Origin of the sequence: Blastococcus goldschmidtiae, assembly GCF_031845325.1 — a bacterium.
GTDB classification, from domain to species: Bacteria; Actinomycetota; Actinomycetes; order Mycobacteriales; family Geodermatophilaceae; genus Blastococcus; species Blastococcus goldschmidtiae.
The window spans coordinates 120,972-140,581 of sequence record NZ_JAVREI010000005.1; the positions used below are offsets into that span (position 1 = coordinate 120,972).

19 protein-coding genes, 1 other RNA gene and 1 pseudogene are annotated in these 19,610 nt (G+C 71.5%); 11 read left to right on the top strand and 10 right to left on the bottom strand.

Annotated elements, in window-relative coordinates:
- Positions 1–532 precede the first annotated feature (532 nt).
- The 3 genes from rnpB to RM425_RS09895 all read left to right on the top strand — a co-directional run bounded on the left by rnpB (position 533) and on the right by RM425_RS09895 (position 2,781).
- An RNA gene (gene rnpB, locus RM425_RS09885) (RNase P RNA component class A) lies at positions 533–936 on the top strand.
- A 176-nt stretch (positions 937–1,112) separates the two neighbouring features.
- Positions 1,113–2,030: a hypothetical protein gene (locus tag RM425_RS09890; protein WP_311345022.1), complete on the top strand. Its 918-nt coding sequence runs from the start codon at positions 1,113–1,115 to the stop codon at positions 2,028–2,030.
- Positions 2,017–2,781, top strand: a complete 765-nt coding sequence (locus tag RM425_RS09895; RefSeq protein ID WP_311345023.1) for a hypothetical protein — start codon at positions 2,017–2,019, stop codon at positions 2,779–2,781. Before RM425_RS09890 ends, RM425_RS09895 begins: the two co-directional genes overlap by 14 nt.
- Here the strand turns inward: RM425_RS09895 and RM425_RS09900 are convergent.
- The 8 genes and pseudogenes from RM425_RS09900 to RM425_RS09935 all read right to left on the bottom strand — a co-directional run bounded on the left by RM425_RS09900 (position 2,767) and on the right by RM425_RS09935 (position 10,057).
- On the bottom strand, positions 2,767–3,894 hold the full coding sequence (locus RM425_RS09900) for a tyrosine-type recombinase/integrase (protein ID WP_311345024.1): 1,128 nt from the start codon (positions 3,892–3,894) through the stop codon (positions 2,767–2,769). The genes RM425_RS09895 and RM425_RS09900 overlap by 15 nt on opposite strands.
- Positions 3,895–3,912: 18 nt before the next feature.
- A complete protein-coding gene (locus RM425_RS09905) occupies positions 3,913–4,236 on the bottom strand; it encodes a hypothetical protein (protein WP_311345025.1) in 324 nt (107 codons plus the stop codon).
- Positions 4,237–4,241: 5 nt separating this feature from the next.
- Positions 4,242–4,502, bottom strand: a complete 261-nt coding sequence (locus RM425_RS09910; protein WP_311345026.1) for a hypothetical protein — start codon at positions 4,500–4,502, stop codon at positions 4,242–4,244.
- A gap of 11 nt (positions 4,503–4,513) precedes the next feature.
- Positions 4,514–4,729, bottom strand: a complete 216-nt coding sequence (locus tag RM425_RS09915; protein ID WP_311345027.1) for a helix-turn-helix transcriptional regulator — start codon at positions 4,727–4,729, stop codon at positions 4,514–4,516.
- Positions 4,730–4,999: 270 nt separating this feature from the next.
- Positions 5,000–7,681: pseudogene (gene mobF, locus RM425_RS09920) on the bottom strand (MobF family relaxase); the annotation flags it as partial.
- Positions 7,682–8,124: 443 nt separating this feature from the next.
- Positions 8,125–8,436, bottom strand: a complete 312-nt coding sequence (locus RM425_RS09925; RefSeq protein ID WP_311345028.1) for an ANTAR domain-containing protein — start codon at positions 8,434–8,436, stop codon at positions 8,125–8,127.
- Positions 8,437–8,709: 273 nt separating this feature from the next.
- Complete coding sequence (locus RM425_RS09930; RefSeq protein WP_311345029.1) at positions 8,710–9,741, bottom strand: cation diffusion facilitator family transporter; 1,032 nt, start codon at positions 9,739–9,741, stop codon at positions 8,710–8,712.
- Position 9,742: 1 nt separating this feature from the next.
- Positions 9,743–10,057 (bottom strand): ArsR/SmtB family transcription factor, encoded by a 315-nt coding sequence (locus RM425_RS09935; protein ID WP_311345030.1) that lies wholly within the window; start codon positions 10,055–10,057, stop codon positions 9,743–9,745.
- Here RM425_RS09935 and RM425_RS09940 point away from each other — a divergent pair.
- Complete coding sequence (locus RM425_RS09940; protein ID WP_311345031.1) at positions 9,944–10,903, top strand: DUF1775 domain-containing protein; 960 nt, start codon at positions 9,944–9,946, stop codon at positions 10,901–10,903. The two genes, RM425_RS09935 and RM425_RS09940, sit on opposite strands and share 114 nt — an antisense overlap.
- Positions 10,904–11,506: 603 nt before the next feature.
- On the opposite strand, the gene RM425_RS09945 is transcribed toward RM425_RS09940, so the two are convergent.
- Complete coding sequence (locus RM425_RS09945) at positions 11,507–12,124, bottom strand: GyrI-like domain-containing protein (protein ID WP_311345032.1); 618 nt, start codon at positions 12,122–12,124, stop codon at positions 11,507–11,509.
- Between the two features lie 49 nt (positions 12,125–12,173).
- Positions 12,174–13,418 carry an APC family permease gene (locus tag RM425_RS09950; protein ID WP_311345033.1) on the bottom strand — a complete coding sequence of 415 codons (1,245 nt, stop codon included), beginning with the start codon at positions 13,416–13,418 and terminating at the stop codon, positions 12,174–12,176.
- Between the two features lie 241 nt (positions 13,419–13,659).
- Here RM425_RS09950 and RM425_RS09955 point away from each other — a divergent pair, with 241 nt between their 5' ends.
- The 7 genes from RM425_RS09955 to RM425_RS09985 all read left to right on the top strand — a co-directional run bounded on the left by RM425_RS09955 (position 13,660) and on the right by RM425_RS09985 (position 19,610).
- Positions 13,660–14,334, top strand: a complete 675-nt coding sequence (locus tag RM425_RS09955) for an A24 family peptidase (RefSeq protein ID WP_311345034.1) — start codon at positions 13,660–13,662, stop codon at positions 14,332–14,334.
- Positions 14,335–14,522: 188 nt separating this feature from the next.
- Positions 14,523–14,750: a Flp family type IVb pilin gene (locus RM425_RS09960; protein ID WP_311345035.1), complete on the top strand. Its 228-nt coding sequence runs from the start codon at positions 14,523–14,525 to the stop codon at positions 14,748–14,750.
- A gap of 90 nt (positions 14,751–14,840) precedes the next feature.
- Complete coding sequence (locus RM425_RS09965) at positions 14,841–15,251, top strand: TadE/TadG family type IV pilus assembly protein (protein ID WP_311345036.1); 411 nt, start codon at positions 14,841–14,843, stop codon at positions 15,249–15,251.
- Entirely contained in the window at positions 15,239–16,210 is a 972-nt protein-coding gene (locus tag RM425_RS09970) for a TadE/TadG family type IV pilus assembly protein (RefSeq protein WP_311345037.1), read from the top strand. The genes RM425_RS09965 and RM425_RS09970 overlap by 13 nt, the downstream gene beginning before the upstream one ends.
- Before the next feature lie 12 nt (positions 16,211–16,222).
- Complete coding sequence (gene cpaB, locus RM425_RS09975; RefSeq protein WP_311345038.1) at positions 16,223–16,963, top strand: Flp pilus assembly protein CpaB; 741 nt, start codon at positions 16,223–16,225, stop codon at positions 16,961–16,963.
- On the top strand, positions 16,960–18,153 hold the full coding sequence (locus RM425_RS09980) for an AAA family ATPase (RefSeq protein ID WP_311345039.1): 1,194 nt from the start codon (positions 16,960–16,962) through the stop codon (positions 18,151–18,153). The genes cpaB and RM425_RS09980 overlap by 4 nt, the downstream gene beginning before the upstream one ends.
- A complete protein-coding gene (locus tag RM425_RS09985; RefSeq protein WP_311345040.1) occupies positions 18,150–19,610 on the top strand; it encodes a CpaF family protein in 1,461 nt (486 codons plus the stop codon). The genes RM425_RS09980 and RM425_RS09985 overlap by 4 nt, the downstream gene beginning before the upstream one ends.

The following is a 19,610-nucleotide window of genomic DNA, read 5'->3' on the forward strand; positions in this document are numbered from 1 at the left end:
GGTCGTGCTGGGTCACGTCGACTCCGCCGAGCACGGCCCCGGCGTCTTCTTCGAGCTCGGCGCCCTGACCCTGACGGTCTACGGCAACACCCCGGACCCGCACCTGTGGCGGCGAGTTCGATCCGGCAGCCCGCAGCTACGCGGACGACGTCCCCGCCTACGCGACCCTCGTGGCCACCCGCCCGGCCTGACCGGCGACCCGGGCCGCGGCTCCCCGTGCACGCGAAGCGGGTGGCAGACCATGCGGTCTGCCACCCGTTTCGCGCGCGGTGCCTTGCTGGATCAGCGGCGGCGGCTGAAGCGGTTGAACAGCCGCTTGAGCAGGTTGGCCTTGACAAGTCCGGACAGGAGTCCCATGACTGATCTCCTCGATCTCTCGGCGGCAGATGCCGTCGGCTCCTACCCCGTCCGGCCCGTGATCATGTGCGGTTTCCGGCACCGTCCGGTCGACGGCGGGTGCCCGCCGGGCCGGACGGGCAGGTCGGATCCGCGGCGCCGCGCCTTCCCGTCCTAGACTGGCCGGCACGACGGACGAGTCGGCTGGGCGGTCGCGTCGGCGGGGGAGACCCCGTCGCCGAGGAACGTCCGGGCTCCACAGGGCAGGGTGGTCGTTAACAGCGACCCGGGGTGACCCGCGGGACAGTGCCACAGAGAACAGACCGCCAGCGGTTCGCCGCTGGTAAGGGTGAAACGGCGGTGTAAGAGACCACCGCACACCGGGTGACCGGTGTGGCTCGGTAAACCCCACCCGGAGCAAGGTCAAGAAGGGACGTCGGTTCGCCATCGTCCTGCGCAGGCGTTCGAGGGCGGCCCGCCCGATGCCTGCGGGTAGACCGCTGGAGCCTGCCGGCAACGGCAGGCCTAGATGGATGACCGCCCATCGGGAGGCCGTGAGGCGCCCGTGGACAGAACCCGGCGTACAGGCCGACTCGTCCGTCGCCCGCCTCTGAGCAGCGCTTATGCCGTCAGAGGCTGGCGTCAGTCCGCACAGAGTCCGCAACTCGTCGGAGGACTGTCGCGCGCAGGGGTCTCGCTGGCCGCGCTTTCCCCCGCACGTGACCTTGGGTCGCCGCCTGAGCGGAAGCGTCATCACTGGTCGCTACGGTGCGGGGGTGTCCGCGGGGGAGAGCCTTGATGTCACCGCCTGGACTGTCGAGCAACCGGAGGCTGGCGGTGGAGGCCAGAACAGATGGTTGCGTGACCCTGAGGATCGACGCTGGCTGTATAAGGCGACACGGATCAACCGTCACAACGGGCAGCCTCAGGGGGAGGACTGGGCTGAGAAGGCAGTCGAGGGGCTGGCTTCACTGATTGGCGTGCCGACGGCGCATGTCGAGGTAGCTCACGTGGTCCGGAGCGATGGCGTTGAGCTGGGCGTTATCTCCCGTGACCTCGCTGTGGACATGGATCTTCAAGGCGGGTTCATGCTGCTCGCCGATGTCCCTGGCTACCGATTCCGAGACGAGCGGGGCCGGCCGCCCAGGGACCACGTCGGTCACACTGTGGCCAACGTTCGCCGCGCACTCCAGGAGCAACGCGTGCGACCGCCGGTCGGCTTCGCGCCGGGCTCCTTCACGGCGTTCGACGTCTTCGCAGGCTTCCTCTTGCTAGACGCCTGGGTGGGGAACCAGGACCGCCACGAGGAGAACTGGGCAGTTCTCCGCTCGCCCGACGCGGAGCTGAGCCTTGCCCCGTCGTTCGACCATGGAGCCAGCTTGGGCTTCCTCCTGTCGGAGGAGCAGAGAGCCCTGAAGACATCTGACGGAGATGCGATGCGCACCTTCGCTCAAGGTGGGAAGGCAACCAAGTTTGAAGGACGTCGCCTTGAGCTCGTAGAGGTGGCCGCCGATGCTCTGAGGCAAGCTGGTCCCGAGGCTCAGAGCTACTGGTACGGCCAGCTGGAGCGCGTCGACACCGAGACCTGTGCCACAGTCCTCGCCTCGGTCCCAAGACTGTCGGAGGGTTCTCGTAACTTCTGTCTACAGCTGCTTGACATCAACCGGAGGAGGCTGCTCGATGTCTGTCGGTGAGGCGCACGTCGGTCCTCTTCCGCAGTGGGATGGCCAGGTCACCAGGCTGTTGGTGACGGAGAAAGATGAGTTGGGTCTTTATCGACCTGTCGGTTTCTTGGACGCCGTCGATTGTGGCGAAGAAGTTGCGTACCGATTTGCGTATCTGGAGGCTGCTACTCGCCGCCCCTCGTTCCGCCCACTCCTGGGATTTCGTGACGCGACCCGTCCCTACGAGTCCGCGGGGCTGTTCCCGTTGTTCGCTGAGCGCATCATGGATCCTCGCCGGCCCGACCGGCCGATGTATCTCGCAGCGCTTGATCTCGAGGATGAGGCCACGCCGCTGGAGGTCCTCGCTCGCTCCGGTGGTCAGCGGGCGGGTGACGGCATCCTCCTGACGCCAGTGCCGCATGTGGACGGCAACGGGCGAACCTCCTGCGTCTTTCTGGTTCATGGCATCCGGCATCTCCTGGGGGCAACTGAGCGAGTCGATTCGCTGCGCCCGGGTGACAGGCTGCGAATTACCCCCGAGCCCGCCAACCCCGTAAACCCACGTGCACTTCTCGTGACTGAAGACGGCAATCGACCACTGGGGTGGGTGCCCGACGCCCTTCTCGACTACGTGCACGAGGTGCAGGACGGAACTCTCACCGTGGTCCGGGTGAACCCTCGTGAGGTAGGCACTCGGCTTCGGCTACTCGTGCGTTTGGAGGGGGTTGCGTCCCCCGACTGGCAGCCCTTCACCGGCCCAAACTGGTCAACCGTCGGCTGACCTCCCGCTAGGTCGATTGGTGGCGTGACGAGCGACGCTCGGTTCTGCTCTAAGCGATCCCAATGCGCCGTCAACCGCCTCGCGGGTCCGGTCGTCAGAGTCGGGCCAGAGATGGCTGTAGGTGTCGAGCGTCTCGGCGGCGCTGGCGTGCCCGAGCCGGGCCTGGACGGTCTTCACCGACTCCCCGTGCCGGATGAGCAGGCTGGCGTAGAAGTGCCGTAGCGAGTGCATGGTGACGCCGCTGAGGCCGGCCCGCTTCAGCGCCGGGCGCCAGATCCGCTCGGAGAACGCCGTGCGGCGGATCGGGTCGCCGAGCTCGGTGGTGAAGAGGAACTCGTCGGCCGGCCAGGTGCCGAGGTGGAGCGCAAGGGCGTCGACGACGACTTGGGGGAGGGGGACCACCCGGACAGACGCCTGGGTCTTGGGCGGCGCGAGAAAGGGCGCACGGTCCGGCATGGTGATCAGCTGTCGGTCGACGGTGAGCTGCCGGCGGAGGAAGTCGATGCGGTCGACGGTCAGACCGAGCATCTCGCCCTGCCGGAGCCCTGTGCCCGCCGCGAGAGTGACCAACGCCCGGTACCTCTCCGGCATCGCCTCGGTCAGGGCCTCGACCGCTTCCAGCGTCATCGGTTCGATGCGTTGCCGGTGCACCTTCGGCAGCTTGGTGCCCTCGCATGGCGAGGCGACGATCCGGCGGTCTCGGACGGCTGCCTTGAAGATGCCCGCGAGGATCCGGTGGACCACCCCCACGGTCGCTGGTGCGAGGTCCAGGGACAGCTGCTTGACGAGGGACTGGACGTCGCTGGGCAGCACCGAGCCGAGCCGCTTGTCCCCGAGCCCGGGGTAGACGTGGCGGCGCAGCATCGTTTCGACGTGGGCTGCGGTGGTCGGCCGGTGCACCTGCGTGGCGCGCCAACGTTCGGCGTACTCGCGGAAGGTCACCCGACCGGCCGCGGGGTCGACGTACTGGCCGGTGACCATCGCGGCGGTCATCTCGTCGAGCCACCTCTGGGCGTCGACCTTCCGCTTGAAGTGCCGGGCGTGCTCCTTGCCGGACGCGTCGCGGAAGCGCGGCCGGTACGTGCCGTCGGGCCGTCTGGCAATCGACGCCATCGCTCTACCGCCTCGCTCTCATGCTCGTCGTCCTCCCGCCGCGACCCGCTCCTCAAGTGCCTCGCGCGCGAGCTGGGAGACGGTCTTGCCCTCACGGGCAGCGATCTCGGCGGCCCGGTCGCGGGTGCTGGGAGCGATCCGAAAGGTGATACGGGGTGAGGCGGCAGCCTCGCCGGTCAGCGACGGTCGGCCGGCGCGACGGCGGACCTCCTCAACGATCTCTGCTGCGCGGTTCTCGGTCAGTCGGCTTCCGTCGGCCAGCTGGACGTCCTCGGCGTCGAGGTCGACGTCGGGACCGATGGGCGTGGTGGAAGTGACGGAGGGCGGGATGCGGTCGGCCATGGGGCTCATCCTCGGAGCTGAGTGGGCATGACGTGGATGACAAGCAAATACGGCTGCCCGGCGTCGGCCACCTCGAGCGCAACGATCTCCAGCTCTCGCCCTCGTTCATCGGGTCCGACGTAGAGCCAGGCGTCGGCGCCGCTGCTGGTGGTGACGGGCGTGGGGTCGGTCGTTGCGAGCACGTGCCGGGCAGAGGCCCGGCCGATGCGGTGCCTCCTCGCCGACTGGGTGAACCGGATCTCCCAGCCGCTAGTATTGTCGGACACAATGTCTCCGGTCAAGGGCGGACGATGCCGGCCTGCCGGCGCTGGGCGTCAATCCAACTGTGCAGATCATCGGAGCGGTAGAAGACGCGGCGGCCGAGGCGGAAGCTGCGCGGGCCGGTGCCCAGGTGGCGCCAGTACCGGAGGGTGGCCACCGGCGCGCGGAGCAGCTCGGCGGCCTCGGTGATGGTGAGCAGTTCCGGTTCGCGGCGGGCGGAATCCTCGGGCATGGCTGGCTCCGGTGGGCTCGGGTGGGCGGTGCTCCGTCACGGGAGAAGGCGCCATTCGGGTGCGATTGGTGACAGCCGACCACCGATGGCTTCCGAAATCCTCCGGTTCTCCTCCTGTTGCTGGCGTCCGGGCCCGCGGCCGGGCGGTGGAGGCGGCCCTGCTCATCGGCCGATGCCCGGCGCGGCGCCTCTACGGGGAAGGGATAGTCCCCGCCGCTCCGCCTCGGGCCGGGGGACGCTCGGTACCGGTGCCACCGGCCGCGGGGGAGCGGCTGCCGTCCCATCGCGCGGCCGGTCCTGGCGGTCGCGGTCGGCCTCTCGGGCGGCCAGCTCTGCCGCGTGGCCGGGGCCGAGGTCGGCCCGGTCGCGGCCGAAGACGGCGATCCACTGCGCGCGGGCCTCGGCCATGTCGGCCGCGACGAGGTGCGCCGTGTTGGACACCCGGCCGCGGGTCATGCCGACGTAGGCCGAGGCGGCGCCGGTCTGGTGACCGATCACCACGTGCGCAGCGGCAACGGTGTCACCCTGCACGCCGTACGCGGTGCTGGCGTAGGCCAGTTCCACGTGCTCGGTGACGTAGTCGGCGGGCAGCACCCGGACCTGTGCGCCGGCCGGGGTGACATCGGCCCGGGAGACGTCACTGGTGGCCGTGCCGGCGGTGACCAGCAGCCCACCGCGTCGGCCCACCGCGGTGACCGTCCAGGTGTCCCGGTTGGCCACCTCCAGGTCCCGGTCGTTGCGCCGCGTGGCGATCCTGTCTCCCGCGCTGATCCGCTGACCCGCCCGCGTGGTCACGACCCGGACGTCGTCGACGCGGCCGTCGGCGACGAGCCGATTGCGGATGGCGGCGTTGAGCTCGTTGACCTGCTCGCGGGTGTCCGCCACCACCGCGACGTCGGCGGCTCGGGGGTTGTGGGCGGCCGACGCGGCCAGCGCGTCCTGCAGCGCTGCGTGGTCGGGGTGCAGGCGGATCCGGCCGCCGGCGAGGAGGGCGTCGAACACCACACCCGGGGTGTCACCCCGCCGCATCGCCAACGTCAGCTTGGCGTACTCACCGTCGGGCTCCGAGTGGCCGGTGCTGTCGCTGCGGGTGAAGCGGTGCACCGACTCCAAGGTCAGGCAGGCGGTCGCGTCGACCTGAGCGGCGGCCAGGTCCAGGACACCGCCGCGGCCGACCGCGGCGAGCTGGTGGCGGTCCCCCAGCAGCGCCAGCCTCGCCCCGGCCTCGTCGGCGACGGTGAGCAGAGCGCGGGCGGTGTCCTGGTCGACCATGCCGGCCTCGTCGACGATGAGCAGATCGTCGGGCCGCAGCCGCGTTCCCTCCGCCGGCCCGGTGTGGATGCGGCCGGTGGCCGGGTCGACCTCGCCGACGACGAGTCGGGTCCACTCGCCGTGCTCGCTCCAGCGCCAGCCGTGGGCGAAGACGAGGGACGCGGCCGATCCGGTGGTCGCTCCCACCTCCGCGCGGGCGACCTGGGCGGCCTTCAGCGTCGGGGTCACTACGACCAGCCGCCGCCCCTGCCGTTCGAGCACGTCACGGGCAGCGGCCAGCGTGGTGGTCTTGCCCGTCCCGGCCGCGCCCTCCACGACCATCAACCGCCGGTCGCCGGCCAGCGCGGCGACCGCCGCGGTCTGGCCCGCGTCCAGGCCCCGGACAACCCTGGCCAGCAGCGGTGCCAGCCGCGGTGCTCCTACCCGTGGCTGACCGGCGCGGGCGGCGAACCGGATGCGCAGGTCGGCTTCCACCTCGAGCACCGCCGGGGAGGACCAGGCCCGGACGTGCTCGGGTACCCCGTCGCGGTCCAACAGTGGAAGGCAGCGGGCCAGGGCGCGGGCGGTGAGGTCCTCGGCCAGCTCGGTACGGACCGCGGTCTCGGTGACGACGCCTGAGCCGGCGAGCAACCGTTCGGCTTCGCCGCGCAGATCGGCGGCGTTCCAGGCCGAGCGGCCGGCGGCCAGCCGGGTGAGCATCTGGTCGGCGGCGCGGTCGCGGTCCAGGACGCCGATCGGGGTGGGCCGCAGCTGGACCGGTCGGTCGGGGGCGAAGTAGCCGAGGGCGGCCAGTTCGGCCCGCCACTGCACGGTCAGGTCGGCCCCCGAACGCGGGGTGACCTTGTCCGGGCGGCCGTCGGCCCAGGCGCGGGCGTCCCAGGCCAGCCGCAGCGCCGGCCCCGGAGATTCGCCGGGGTGCGCGGCGGTCCAGTCGCGTTCATAGCGATCGAGATTGCGCCCGATCTGCGCCGCCCGGGCGCTGAACGGGCCGACGTACTCGGCGAGCGCCAGTATTTCTCCAGTCGCATCCAGGCTGTAGCCGTGCGCGGTGAGTGCGGCCCGGAACTGCGGATCGCAGGCGACCGCGGCGTGCCCGATTCCATTGATGGCGGCGAGGAAGTCGCGGACGCCGACGGTGTGCAGCCCGCGCCATTGTCCGGCGGCGAACACCCGGGCGCCGATCTGCAGGTGCAGATGCCGGTGCGGGTCTCCGGCGCGGGAGGTGTAGTGCCGCACCGTCACCACCTCCAGGATCTCCACCGGCACCTGCATCTGGCCGCCGCGCGGGCCGACCCGGGTGGTCGCGTGGTCGGCGAGCCAGCCGATGATCTGGGCGGCGGCGCGGTCCTGGGCGGCGTCGTAGGCGTCCGCGACGTCGTCGTGCATCGCGGCGGCCAGCGACCAGGACTTCGGGCCGTTGACCACCACCTCGACGAAGCGCACCGCATGCTCGTCGGTCCGCAGTCGCCCCCGCGGGGCACCGATGTCCGGGTCGCGGCCGGCCACCCAGCTCTCGTAGCCCTCGCCCGCCAGCGGCGCCCGCTCGGCCACCCGCCCGTCGCGGGCCACGAAGCGGCGGGCCAGGCCGGTGCCCTCGGTCAGGTAGTAGTCGTCGGCCCGGCCGCGGTCGGCCTCCAGATACGCCCGGGCAGCCGCTGCCGACCCGGCGTACACCTTCATTCCACCGCGCATTCCTAACGCCACCCAACAATGACCAACGGGTCACCCCTAGAAACGGCAACGGGCCCCGCGAAGCGGGGCCCGAACGTCTACCAACGGTAGCATTCGTGCCGGTTCAGAGCGGAGGTTAAAGAACGGCACGGCAAAGGCTGGAATAGCGGGCGTCAGGTTCGGCGGGCGTCATGGCGTTGCCCGTGTACGGCGATTGTCGACTGGAGCGGGTCGAGTTCTTCTCGGTTGTAGGTGCTCATAATGATCAGCATCCGCACTGCACCGGCTCGCGTTACGCGGTCCCTGCGACACGGCGGCGTGAATGTCGAGCGGCTGCCGGACGACGAGGCTCCGACCGACCGGCAAGGTGTCCCAGTTGTCCTCCCCGTGGGGGAAGATCCCGGGCTGGAGAGCCGACGTCCCTTGGCTTGCTGAGTTGGGGGCGCTCGCTGCTACCCGCGCGGCCGGGGAACGACCTCGTCGTCAGCGCCCAGCCGACCAGCGTCTTCTCCACTGGGCAGTTCGCCCGTCCGTACCAACTGGTCCGCGATGTCACGGAGCTTGACGTTGCCCGCCTGGCTGTGCCGCTGCAGGACCGCGAACGCGGCGTCGGGTTCGATGCCGTAACGCTCCATGACGATGCCCATCGCCATTCCGATTCGTCGGCTGGTCTCCAGCGCGTGCTCAAGCTCTGCGGCTCTGCGCCGCTCTGCGGCCAAAGAGCCGGGCAGGGTGTCGTCGCTCGGCTGTCCCGACGTGGTCACAGGCAAGATGATGGCACGGCACGTACATGGAAAGTGTGTGCGCTCAACCGGTACAAAGGCGGCCCCACCGGCTCCTCGTTCAACCGATGGAGCCTGACCTTGGGAGCACATGGTCTCGACTCCCGCTGGCTGCCGATGACGGTACGGACTCCCGCCGAGGCGTGCGCGTACCCTATGACCGGCTGACACGCTGCCTAGGCGCCAGGAGAAGCCCCGTTCAGCGGTGACTCAGCATGCTGTATCGAACGGTCCGCTGGAGGCAGCAGTGTGACGTCAGGGGGACGTCACCTTCTCGTGATGCTCGGGGTAGGCATGGACGGCCGCGCTGCGGAGCTTCGGCAGCGAGTGGGTGAGCCGGTGTTCGGCCTCGTGTGCCAGGGCGTGTGCATTCCTCGTGCTGACCGATCCATCGATTTCCAGGTCCGCCTCCGCGTGCAGGGCGTGCCCGATCCAGCGCATCCGGACCGTACGGACAGCCGTCACGCCTGGCACGGCCCGCAGAGTCTCCTCGGCCTGGTCGACGAGCTCGGGATCCACGGCGTCCATGAGCCGCCGGTAGACGTCGCGGGCGGCGGTGCGGAGCACGGTCAGGATGACGACGGTGATGACCAAGCCGACCAGCGGGTCGGCCAACGGGAAGCCAGCTGCGACACCGCCGGCGCCGGCGAGCACGGCCAGCGAGGTGAGCCCGTCGGTGCGGGCGTGCAAACCGTCGGCGACCAGTGCGGCCGAGCCGATCGCGCGACCCACTCGGATCCGGTAGAGGGCGACGAGCTCGTTTCCGAGGAAGCCGACGAAGCCGGCCAGCGCCACCCAGCCCAGGTGCTGGACGGGCGCCGGGTCGAGCAGGCGACGGATGCTCTCGAAGGCGGCCAGGGCAGCGGAGCCGGCGATCATCGCGACGATGAAGAGTCCCGCCAGGTCCTCCGCCCGCCCGTATCCGTAGGTGTAGCGGCGGGTGGCCGCACGACGGCCGACGACGAAGGCGATCCACAGGGGCACCGCGGTGAGAGCGTCCGCGACGTTGTGGATGGTGTCGGCCAGCAGTGCCACCGAGCCGCTGATCATCACGATCAGCAGCTGCAGGACGGCAGTGACGCTGAGCGCGACGAGGCTGATCTTCACCGCGCGGATCCCCTGCGCTGAGGACTCCAGCGCCGAGTCGATCGAGTCCGCGGCATCGTGGCTGTGCGGGTGGAACAGTCCGCTCACCCAGCTGCGCACTCCACCCCGGTGCTCGTGGTCGTGGTGCCCGTCATGGTCGTGGTGCGTGTCGTCGGCGTGGTGGTGCCCGTGGTCGCTCACGTCACGCCTCCCGGACATCGTCGTGCAACCGGACCAGGTCCGCGTCGGCGAGGTGGTGGCCCGGGACGCCGGGTGAGGCGTGCTCCGCGTTGTGGATGGCGTTGGTGACCAGCTCGCCGACGTGCTCGTTCTCCAGCCGGTAGAACACCTGGGTTCCCTCTCGCCGGGTGGCGACGATCCGGCTCATGCGGAGCTTGGCCAGGTGTTGGGAGACAGCGGCAGGCAGCTTGCCTACCTCGGCAGCGAGCTCGTTCACGGACAGCTCACGCCCGATCAGCGCCCAGAGGATCCGCACGCGGGTGCCGTCGGCGAGCATCCGGAACGCCTCGACAGCCAGATCCACCTGGTCATCCAGGAGAGATCGGCGACAAGCCTCGTTATCTGCACGCATACGCAGATAGTACTTCAGGTCACACCGTGGAACTACGGGCGGCCTGCCGACGACCAATGCCTCGTGCCCACCCATGCCAGCGGCCGACGCCGCACCGCCCTCGCGCTCCCGGCCGCCCTCGGCATCCTGCTTGCAACCGCTGCACCCGCGGCCGCTCACATCGACGTGACTGCGGACGGCGCTCAGGCAGGCGCGGGACCGGTCACTCTGTCCTTCTCCGCTGCGGCCGAGTCCGACTCCGTCGGAATCGCAGGCGTCAAGACCCAGCTCCCCGCCGGGATCTCGCCGGCTGACGTCGCCCTGGCCGGCGCCCCCGCCGGCTGGGTGCTCACGCCGACGACGGACGGATTCGAGATCGCTGGCCCCCCGATCGAGCCCGGCGTCGCTGCGGAGTACAGCGTCACTGTGGCTCAGCTGCCCGTCGGCGCCACCGAGCTCGTTTTCCCCACGATCCAGCGTTACGCCGACGGCCGTGAGGACGCGTGGATCGAGCCGGCAGTAGAAGGGGCGCCCGAGCCGCAGCAGCCCGCCCCCACACTGACCGTGGCACCGGCCGCGGCTCCGGTCTCAGGGGAGCCCGCTACGCCGACTTCGAGCAGCGCGGCATCGTCCACCCAGGCACAGCCGAGCGCGACCACTGAGACCGACACGGCCAGCGAGGCGGACGAGCAGTCGTCGAACGCCGGCACCATCGCCCTGGTCGTCGCCGTTCTGGCCATCGCGGCGGTTGGTGGTGGCGCCTGGTGGTGGCGCTCCCGCCGCAGTAGCTGAGCCTTCTTCGTCGGCGCGCCCGCTTCCAGCTGTACTGCTCGGAAACGTGCTGCAGCGCGTTGTCGGCGGGACGTTGCCGAGCGCCATGTGCGGCCGATGGGACTGCCCCATGGGCATCCGCTTCGGGTGGTCACCGGACTCGCGTACCCGGCGCCATGCTCGACTCGGAGGTCTCCGAGCCATCCACACAGTTCTGGTCGCTCCCACAACCGGCCCAATCCGGCTGGGGCGGTTCGGGTGAAGGGTGGGCCGGAGGCCCATCCCGCAGGGACGCGAAGCGCCCTTCGGCCGACCCGTCCTGGCCGGCATCCTCGACCGGCTGTGGAGCGGCATCGTCGCACCCAGCACGATCGAGAGGGGGTGCGAATCCTCCGCCATCAGTCCGCAGCCAGTCCGCAGCCAGTCCGCAGATAGTCCGCAACTCAGCCGAATCTGACCGTTACCTGCCAGTAGCGTCCAACGGAGAACCCCCAGGTCAGAGGGCATATCCGACGGGTTCCATGACCAGCCCGACACCGGCGAACCATTCCCGGCGTACAGGCCGACTCGTCCGTCGCCCCCATCCCGCGGTCCCGTCGCCCCGGAGCGGTCGGGGCCGGGACCTCAGGGCTCCGCGTCGGTGACCGGCTGCCGCAGGAGGGTCCGGAGCCTGGCAGGGTCCGTGCGCCGGGCGTCGCTGAGGTAGATCTCGTGGTGCCGGCCGGTCATCCGCAGCCCGAGTGCCGGGATGGCGTCGTGGTGCATGGCGCGCAGGGCCGGTCCCTCGTCGTCGTAGGGCCCGACGTGCAGGGTCTGCACGCACCGGCCTTCGTCCAGGCGTTCCAGCCGGATGCGGTCCAGCGCCGGCGCCCGGCTCCGCGCGACGGCCGAGCGGGCGCGCTCGACGTCGTCGGAGCCGAGCCAGTCGGGAACGAGGAGCAGCAGTGTCCAGTTCCAGCTGCTCTTGTCCCGTGCGGTGGTGAAGGCGGACATGTCCTCGGCCCACCACAGCGCCTCGAGGGGCGTCACGGTGTAGTCGCGATCCAGCTCCCGCTTGCTGGCGGACTTCAGCGTGTAGGCCACCGGGTAGATCGACGTGACGGCCTCGCGGTAGGCGGGGGAGGTGTTGGGGTCACCATGTCCGTCGACCATCAGGTACTGCAGCGGCGGCACGTCGACGACGGCGAACTCGCCCCGGGGAGCGCTGTACGCGGTGATCTGCTTCTTCAGGTCGACCTTCATGCAGCGCGCTCCTCCCGTGGTCCGCTCGTCCGTCGTCGTCAGACCGTCGTCATCGGGCCAGGCGCAGTCGTAGCGTGCGGTACCCCACCCCGGCGAGGACGACGGCACAGCCGGCGACGATGACCGTGGCGGGCAGGGTGACGACGAGGATCACGCAGCCGAGCGCGCCGGCGACCTGCAGGGGCCGGGGCCAGCGGCGTCGCTCCGCCGACTGGGTGAAGGCGGCGACGTTGGCGACCAGGTAGTAGAGCAGCACGCCGAACGACGAGAAACCGATCGCCTCGCGGAGGTCGACGGTGAGCACCAGCGCACTGACCACGAGCGCGAGGACGGCCTCCGCCCGGTGCGGCACCCGGTAGCGGGGGTGGACCGCCGCCAGCGCCGACGGCAGGTCGGCTTCGCGGGCCATGGCCAGGCCGGTGCGGCCGATCCCGGCGATCAGCGCCAGCAGGGCACCCAGCGCGGCCGCGGCGGCACCGACGCGGATCACCGGTCCGGCCCAGGAGGTGGCGTCGACGGCGGCCGCCAGCGGGGACGCCGTCGCGGCGATGCCCGCCGGTCCGAGGGTGGTCAGCAGCGTTCCCGCGACGACGGCGTAGACGACGACCGCGAGGCCCAGGGCCAACGGGATCGCCCGGGGGATGGTCCGCTCGGGGTCGCGTACCTCCTCGCCCATCGTGGCGATCCGCGCGTAGCCGGCGAAGGCGAAGAACAGCAGCCCGGCCGACTGGAGCACCCCGTACCAGCCCGGTCCGCCGTCCGCGGAGGTGAGCCGGCCCGCATCGGGATCCCCGCCGAGGAGCGCCACCAGCACGCCGATCCCCAGCGCCAGCAGCACCACGGCGAGCAGGATCCGGGTCAGCCCCGCCGTCCGTGTGATGCCGTGGTAGTTCACCGCAGCCAGCACGAGCACGGCGGCGACGGCAACGGGTCGCTGCCAGGCGGTGGGCACGGTGTACGCGGCGAAGGTCAGTGCCATGGCCGCGCAGCTCGCCGTCTTGCCGATGACGAAGCACCAGCCGGCGAGGAAGCCCCACCACTCGCCCAGCCGCTCGCGGCCGTAGACGTAGGTGCCGCCGGACGCGGGGTACTGGGCGGCCAGCTGGGCCGACGAGGTCGCGTTGCAGTACGCGACCAGGGCCGCCAGCGCCAACCCCAGGAGCAGCCAGGGTCCGGCGGCCTCGGCGGCCGGCGTGAAGGCGGCGAAGACACCGGCGCCGAGCATCGACCCGAGACCGATGACGACGGCGTCGGCCGTCCCCAGCCGTCGGTTCAGGCCCGGTTGCGTGTCCATGGTCTCCCGTCCGAGCCCGCTTCCCGGCGTGCCCCCGCGCCGCACCGTACGAGATCCGCTGTCCGTGGAGGTGACCTGCGGGTGAACGGGCGGGGGTGCGGCCCCTGGGGTGCTCGGGGAACCCGCGGTGGTCGGGAACTCCGGCGGGAGGGGAGGCGCCGGCGGGGTGGGCGGCGTCGGCCGGCGATGTCCTGCCGGACCGGCCATCGTCTCCGTGCGAGGGTGACGAGGTGATCGGCACGTGTCCGGCTGGCGCCCGGTGACCGGAGTCGTGGTGGCACTGGCCGCGGTGGCCGGGCTGGTCATCGGCGCCGTGGTCGATCGGGCCGCGGCGACCTTCCCGTGGGACGGCGTCGGAACGCGCGCCGCGACCGCCGTGCGGCGACCGGCCCTCGAGCTCGTGACGGCGACGGTGTTCGCGCTCGTCGCCCTCCGCTTCGGCGCGTCCTGGGAGCTGCCCGCGTTCCTCGCCGGTGCCGGCGCGGGCGTGCTGCTCGCGGTGATCGACGTGCAGCACCGGCTGCTGCCCGACCGGGTGGTGGTGCCCGCGCTCTTGACCGGCGGGCTGCTGCTCACCGGAGCGGCGGTCGCGGACGGGCGCTGGGACGACCTGCTGCGGGCCGGTCTCGGCGCCGGCGTGCTCTTCGTGCTGTTCCTCGTCCTGGCGCTGATCTCCCCGAGCGCTCTGGGCATGGGCGACGTCAAGCTCGCGGCCCTGCTCGGGCTGTACCTGGGCTGGCTCGGCTGGGACGCGGTACTGCTGGGCGCGGCAGCGGGGTTCGTCGTCCAGGCGGTGCTGGCCCTCCTGCTGCTGGCCACGCGCCGCATCGGCCTGCGCGGGGAACTACCCTTCGGCCCCGCGATGCTCCTCGGCGCGGGGGTCGCGGTCGGTTGGAGCAGCACGATCCTGGGCTGAACCGGCCGATTCCGCTCACTCAGCGTCACGTCGGACCGAGCGGGGTCACCCGTCGGACGGGACGGTGTCCCTCGATCGGGGGAAAGAGACTCAAGTCACGCCCCGGGGCGTTCGACAACCCTCCCAGCAGCCGCAGGCCGGATCACCCGATCCGTGCCGGACGGCCGACACACCCCCCGGGAGCACCAATGCAGAAGCTCTACGCCACGATCGCCAGCTTCGTCGCCGTCGCCCAGCACCGGGTGCGCGAGGAGAAGGGCGCCACCGCTGTCGAGTACGGCCTCATGGTGGGCCTCATCGCCGTCGTGATCATCGTCGCCGTCACCGCGCTCGGCGGGAAGCTCAACGGGCTGTTCACCTCCATCAGCGGCAGCCTGCCCGGCGGCGGCACCACGACGACCCCGACGACCCCGTAAGCACCCTCCGCTCAGTTGCGGCTGTGACGGCGCAGCGGCCCGCTCACCGGGCCGCTGCGCCGCGGCACGAGGAGAGGCGGTGAGCACGGGATGGACGGACGTCTGCGCGACGAGCGCGGTGCCAGCGCGGTGGAGTTCGCCTTCATCGTGCCGCTGCTGCTGGTGCTGATCATCGGCATCGTCGAGTTCGGCCACGCCTTCCAGGTGCAGGGCACGCTCTCGGCGGCCGCCCGTGAGGGCGTGCGGGCCATGGCTCTGCGCAACGACCCGGTGGACGCGCGAGCCGTCGCCCGCAACGCCGCCGCTTCGCTGGACCCGGGCATCACCGACGCGCAGATTGCGATCGAGATCGTCGACGGCACCGGCACCACGTGCCCCGCCACCGGCGCCGGGAACACCGCCGTCCGCCTCACCATCACCTACCCCAAGCCGTACCTCACCGGCTTCTTCGGCTCGGAGATCGAGCTCACCGGAACGGGGGTCATGCGATGCAACGGCTGATCGCCCGCTTCTCCCGCCGGCTCGACGGCGAGCGCGGCGCCACCGCGGTCGTCTTCGCGCTCCTGCTCGTGCCGATGCTCGGCTTCGCCGCCATCGCCGTCGACGTCGGGGCCCTGTACGCCGAACGGGCCCGTCTCCAGGTGGCCGCCGACGCGGCCGCCATCGCCGTCGCCCAGGACTGCTCCCGCGGCAACTGTGGCGACATGCTCGCGACCGCACAGGAGCTCATCACCCTCAACGACCCCGAGGGCACGGCCGGCATGCCGGTCCTCAGCAGCGACCCGCTCAGCGTCACCGTCACCGGCGGCGCCCCCAAGGAGCACTGGTTCGCGCCGGTCATCGGTCACGACTCCAGCCAGGTCTCGGCCACCGCGACCGTGGGCTGGGGCGGCCCCAGCGGAGGGACGGCGGTGCTGCCGCTGACCTTCTCGTGGTGCTCGTTCAAGGCGCAGACCGGCGGTGGACTGCCGTCGACCGAGACGCTCCAGACGATCATGTTCAGCAAGTCCGACGACGTCGGCGGGTGCACCGGCCCGTCCGGGAACTTCGTGCCCGGAGGTTTCGGCTGGGTGGTGCCCGATGCGGGACGGTGTCACGCCACCTCCGCGATCGGCCAGCGGCTCATCTCCGACACGGGCGTCTCCCTGCCCGCCGGCTGCAGCGAGGCCGACCTCACCGGGTGGCTGGGCCGGACGGTCCTGCTGCCGCTGTTCGACGAGTACGGGGCCGGCGGGAGCAACGGCTGGTACCGGGTCTACGGCTACGCCGCCTTCACGCTGACCGGCTACGCCGTCAACGGCTCCATCAAGAGCGGCAACAAGGTGTGCGGTCCCGGCACCAACTCCAGCGACCGCTGCGTGACCGGCTACTACACCCGCTTCGTCGAGCTGTCCGACGCCTGGGACTACAGCCCGGACGCGCCCCAGCTCGGCGCTTCGATCCTCCGACTGATCCGATAGGGGCGCCCACTCGTGAGACGTCGATTCCTGGCCGCCGTGGCGGCCCTCCTCCTCGTCGTCGTCGGCACCGTGGTCCTCGTGGGCTACGTGCGCGGCGCCGAGAACCGTGCGTTCGCCGGTGTGCGCACCGTCGAGGTGCTGGTGGCCGACGCCCCCATCCCCGCCGGGACCCCGGGCACGGCGCTGTCCGAGCTGGTGCGCCGTGAGGTGCTCCCGGCCAAGGCGGCGCTGCCCGGCCGCGTCACCGATCTCGCCGCGCTGGCCGACGGCGTGGCCAGCGTCGACCTGCAGCCGGGCGAGCAGCTGCTGGCCAGCCGCTTCCCGCGCCCCGACGAGCTGCAGGCACCCGGCACGGTGCCGGTGCCCCGCGGCATGCAGGAGGTCAGCATCCTGCTGGAGCCCCAGCGCGCCGCCGGTGGTCGGCTGGCCGCCGGGGACGAGGTCGGCGTGCTGATCTCCCGGTCGGACTCGAAGACGACGCACGCGGTCCTGCACTTCGTCCTGGTCACCCAGATCCAGGGCGCCCCGGCAGCCGCCGTCGAGGCGGGGACGGAGACGGCATCGGCCGCCAGCGCCCCCGCACCGGCCGGCAGCCTCATGATCACCCTCGCCGTCACCGCGGCCCAGGCCGAGGCCGTCGTCTGGGGGGCCGAGCACGGCTCCGTGTGGCTCTCGCTCGAACCCGAGGACGCCGGCACCGGCGGCACCGAGGTGCTGACCCCGGAGAACATCTACGGAAAGGCCTACTCATGAGCCGCGTCGTCCTGGCCGGAGCGGGCGAGGAGCTGATCCTGCGGGTGAAGCTCGCCACCGACGGCGACGTGCACGTCCTGCCGCCGGGGCGGCTGCCCAGCGATCCCGCCCGCCTGTTCGAGCAGTTGGTCGACGACGAGCTGCCCGATGTGCTCCTGGTCGGCCCGCACGTCCCGGCGCAGGAGGTCCTCGGCCTGGCGAGCCGGCTCGACGTCCAGTCGCCGGGGATCACCGTCGTCCTGATGGCCGATCCGTCGCCGGACATGTGGCAGGCAGCCATGCGCGCCGGCATCCGTGACCTGCTGCCGCCGGAGGCCGGCGTCGAGGAGATCTCGGCGGCCGTGGAGCGGGCGGGACGCGCGGCCGCCGGGCGCCGGCGGGTGCTGCGGCCGGCCAGCGAGACCGACCGCTACGCCGGCCGGGTCATCACCATCGCCTCGCCCAAGGGCGGGGTCGGCAAGACGACGGTCTCGACCAACCTGGCGATCGGCCTGACCGCTGCGGCTCCGCAGTCGACGGTGCTGGTCGACCTCGACGTGCAGTTCGGCGACGTGGCCTCGGCGCTGGGCCTGGTGCCCGAGTACACGCTCCCCGACGCCGTCCACGGCCCGGCGAGCGAGGACACCATGGTCCTCAAGACCTTCCTCACCCAACACCCCAGCGGGCTGTACGCCGTCTGCGGCGCGGAGTCCCCGGCCGCCGGTGACACGGTCAGCGGGGACGACGTCACCCGGCTCCTGGCCTCCCTCGCCCGCGAGTTCCGGTACGTCGTCGTCGACACCGCCCCCGGTCTGTCGGACCAGACGCTGGCCGCGCTGGACCGCGCCTCCGACGTCGTCATGCTCACGAGCATGGACGTCCCCGGCGTCCGCGGGCTCCGCAAGGAGCTCGACGTGCTGCGGGAGCTGGCCATGATCCCGGCGGGGCGGCACGTCGTCATGAACTTCGCCGACCCCAAGGGCGGGCTGACGGTGCGCGACGTCGAGACCACGATCGGCACCGGTGTGGACGTCGTCCTGCCACGGTCGAAGACCGTGCCGGCCTCGACCAACCAGGGCGTCCCCATCCTGGCCAGCGGTGGCCGCCGCGACCCGATGGTCCGGGAGCTGCGCCGGCTGGTGTCCCGGTTCGCGGCGACCCCGCTGATGAAGTCGGGCCGCTACCGCGCCAAGCACCGGGCCTCGGCGTGAACCTCGCCCAGCGGCTGGAGGCCGCGCGGGGCGGGTCCGGGGCGGCGTCCGCCGCGGACCACCCGGTCGCGGCCGCATCCCCGGTGGCCGCGACGCCTGCGGTTCCCCCCGGCCGCGCCGTGCCCAAGCCCCGCGCCGTCGTCGTACCCGCGCCCGCGCCGCCGACCGATGCCCTGGCCCGGCTCAAGGACCGGGTCGGCAAGGCGCTGTTCGAGCGCATGGGCAGCCGGATGAACGACCCCTCGATGGCCGAGGACGCCCTGCGCGCGGTGGTCCTCAGCGAGCTCGACGAGGTGGTCGAGGAGGAGAACGTCCCGCTCAGCAGCGAGGAGCGTCAGCGGCTGACCGCCGAACTGGCCGACGACGTGCTCGGGTACGGACCCCTGCAGCGGCTGCTGGACGACGACGCGGTCAGCGAGATCATGGTCAACGGGCCGGATGCCATCTACGTGGAGCGCAGCGGCCGGCTGGAGCGCACGGCCACGCGGTTCAGCTCCGAGGAGCACCTCCGACGGGTCATCGACCGCATCGTCTCCCGGGTGGGACGCCGGATCGACGAGTCCTCCCCGCTGGTCGACGCCCGGCTCGCGGACGGCTCCCGCGTGAACGCGATCATCCCGCCCCTGGCCTTCAGCGGGTCCACGCTCACCATCCGCAAGTTCTCCAAGGACCCGTTCACCGTCCAGGACCTGATCAACTTCGGGACCCTCTCGCCCGAGATGGCCGAGCTCCTGAACGCCTGCGTGGAGGCGCGGCTGAACGTGATCGTCTCCGGCGGTACCGGTACCGGGAAGACGACGCTGCTCAACGTGCTCTCCTCGTTCATCCCGGAGGGCGAGCGGATCGTCACCATCGAGGACGCGGTGGAGCTGCAGCTCCAGCAGGAGCACGTCGTCCGGCTCGAGTCCCGGCCCCCCAACATCGAGGGCAAGGGCGCGATCAGCATCCGCGACCTCGTCCGCAACTCCCTGCGCATGCGGCCCGACCGCATCGTGGTGGGGGAGTGCCGTGGCGGGGAGTCCCTGGACATGCTCCAGGCGATGAACACCGGCCACGACGGCTCGCTGTCCACCGTCCACGCCAACACCCCCCGCGACGCGATCGCCCGGCTGGAGACCCTGGTGCTCATGGCGGGCATGGATCTGCCGCTGCGCGCCATCCGGGAGCAGATCGCCTCCGCCGTCGACGTCGTCGTCCAGATCACCCGGCTGCGCGACGGCACCCGCCGCGTGACCCACGTGACCGAGGTCCAGGGCATGGAGGGCGAGACGGTCACCCTCCAGGACGCCTTCCTCTTCGACTACTCCGCCGGCGTCGACGCGCACGGCAGGTTCCTCGGCAAGCCCGTGCCCACCGGGGTCCGCCCACGGTTCACCGACAAGTTCGACGACCTCGGCATCCGGCTCTCGCCGCGTGTCTTCGGTGCCGTCGAGCCGGTCGCGGCCACGAGGTGGTGA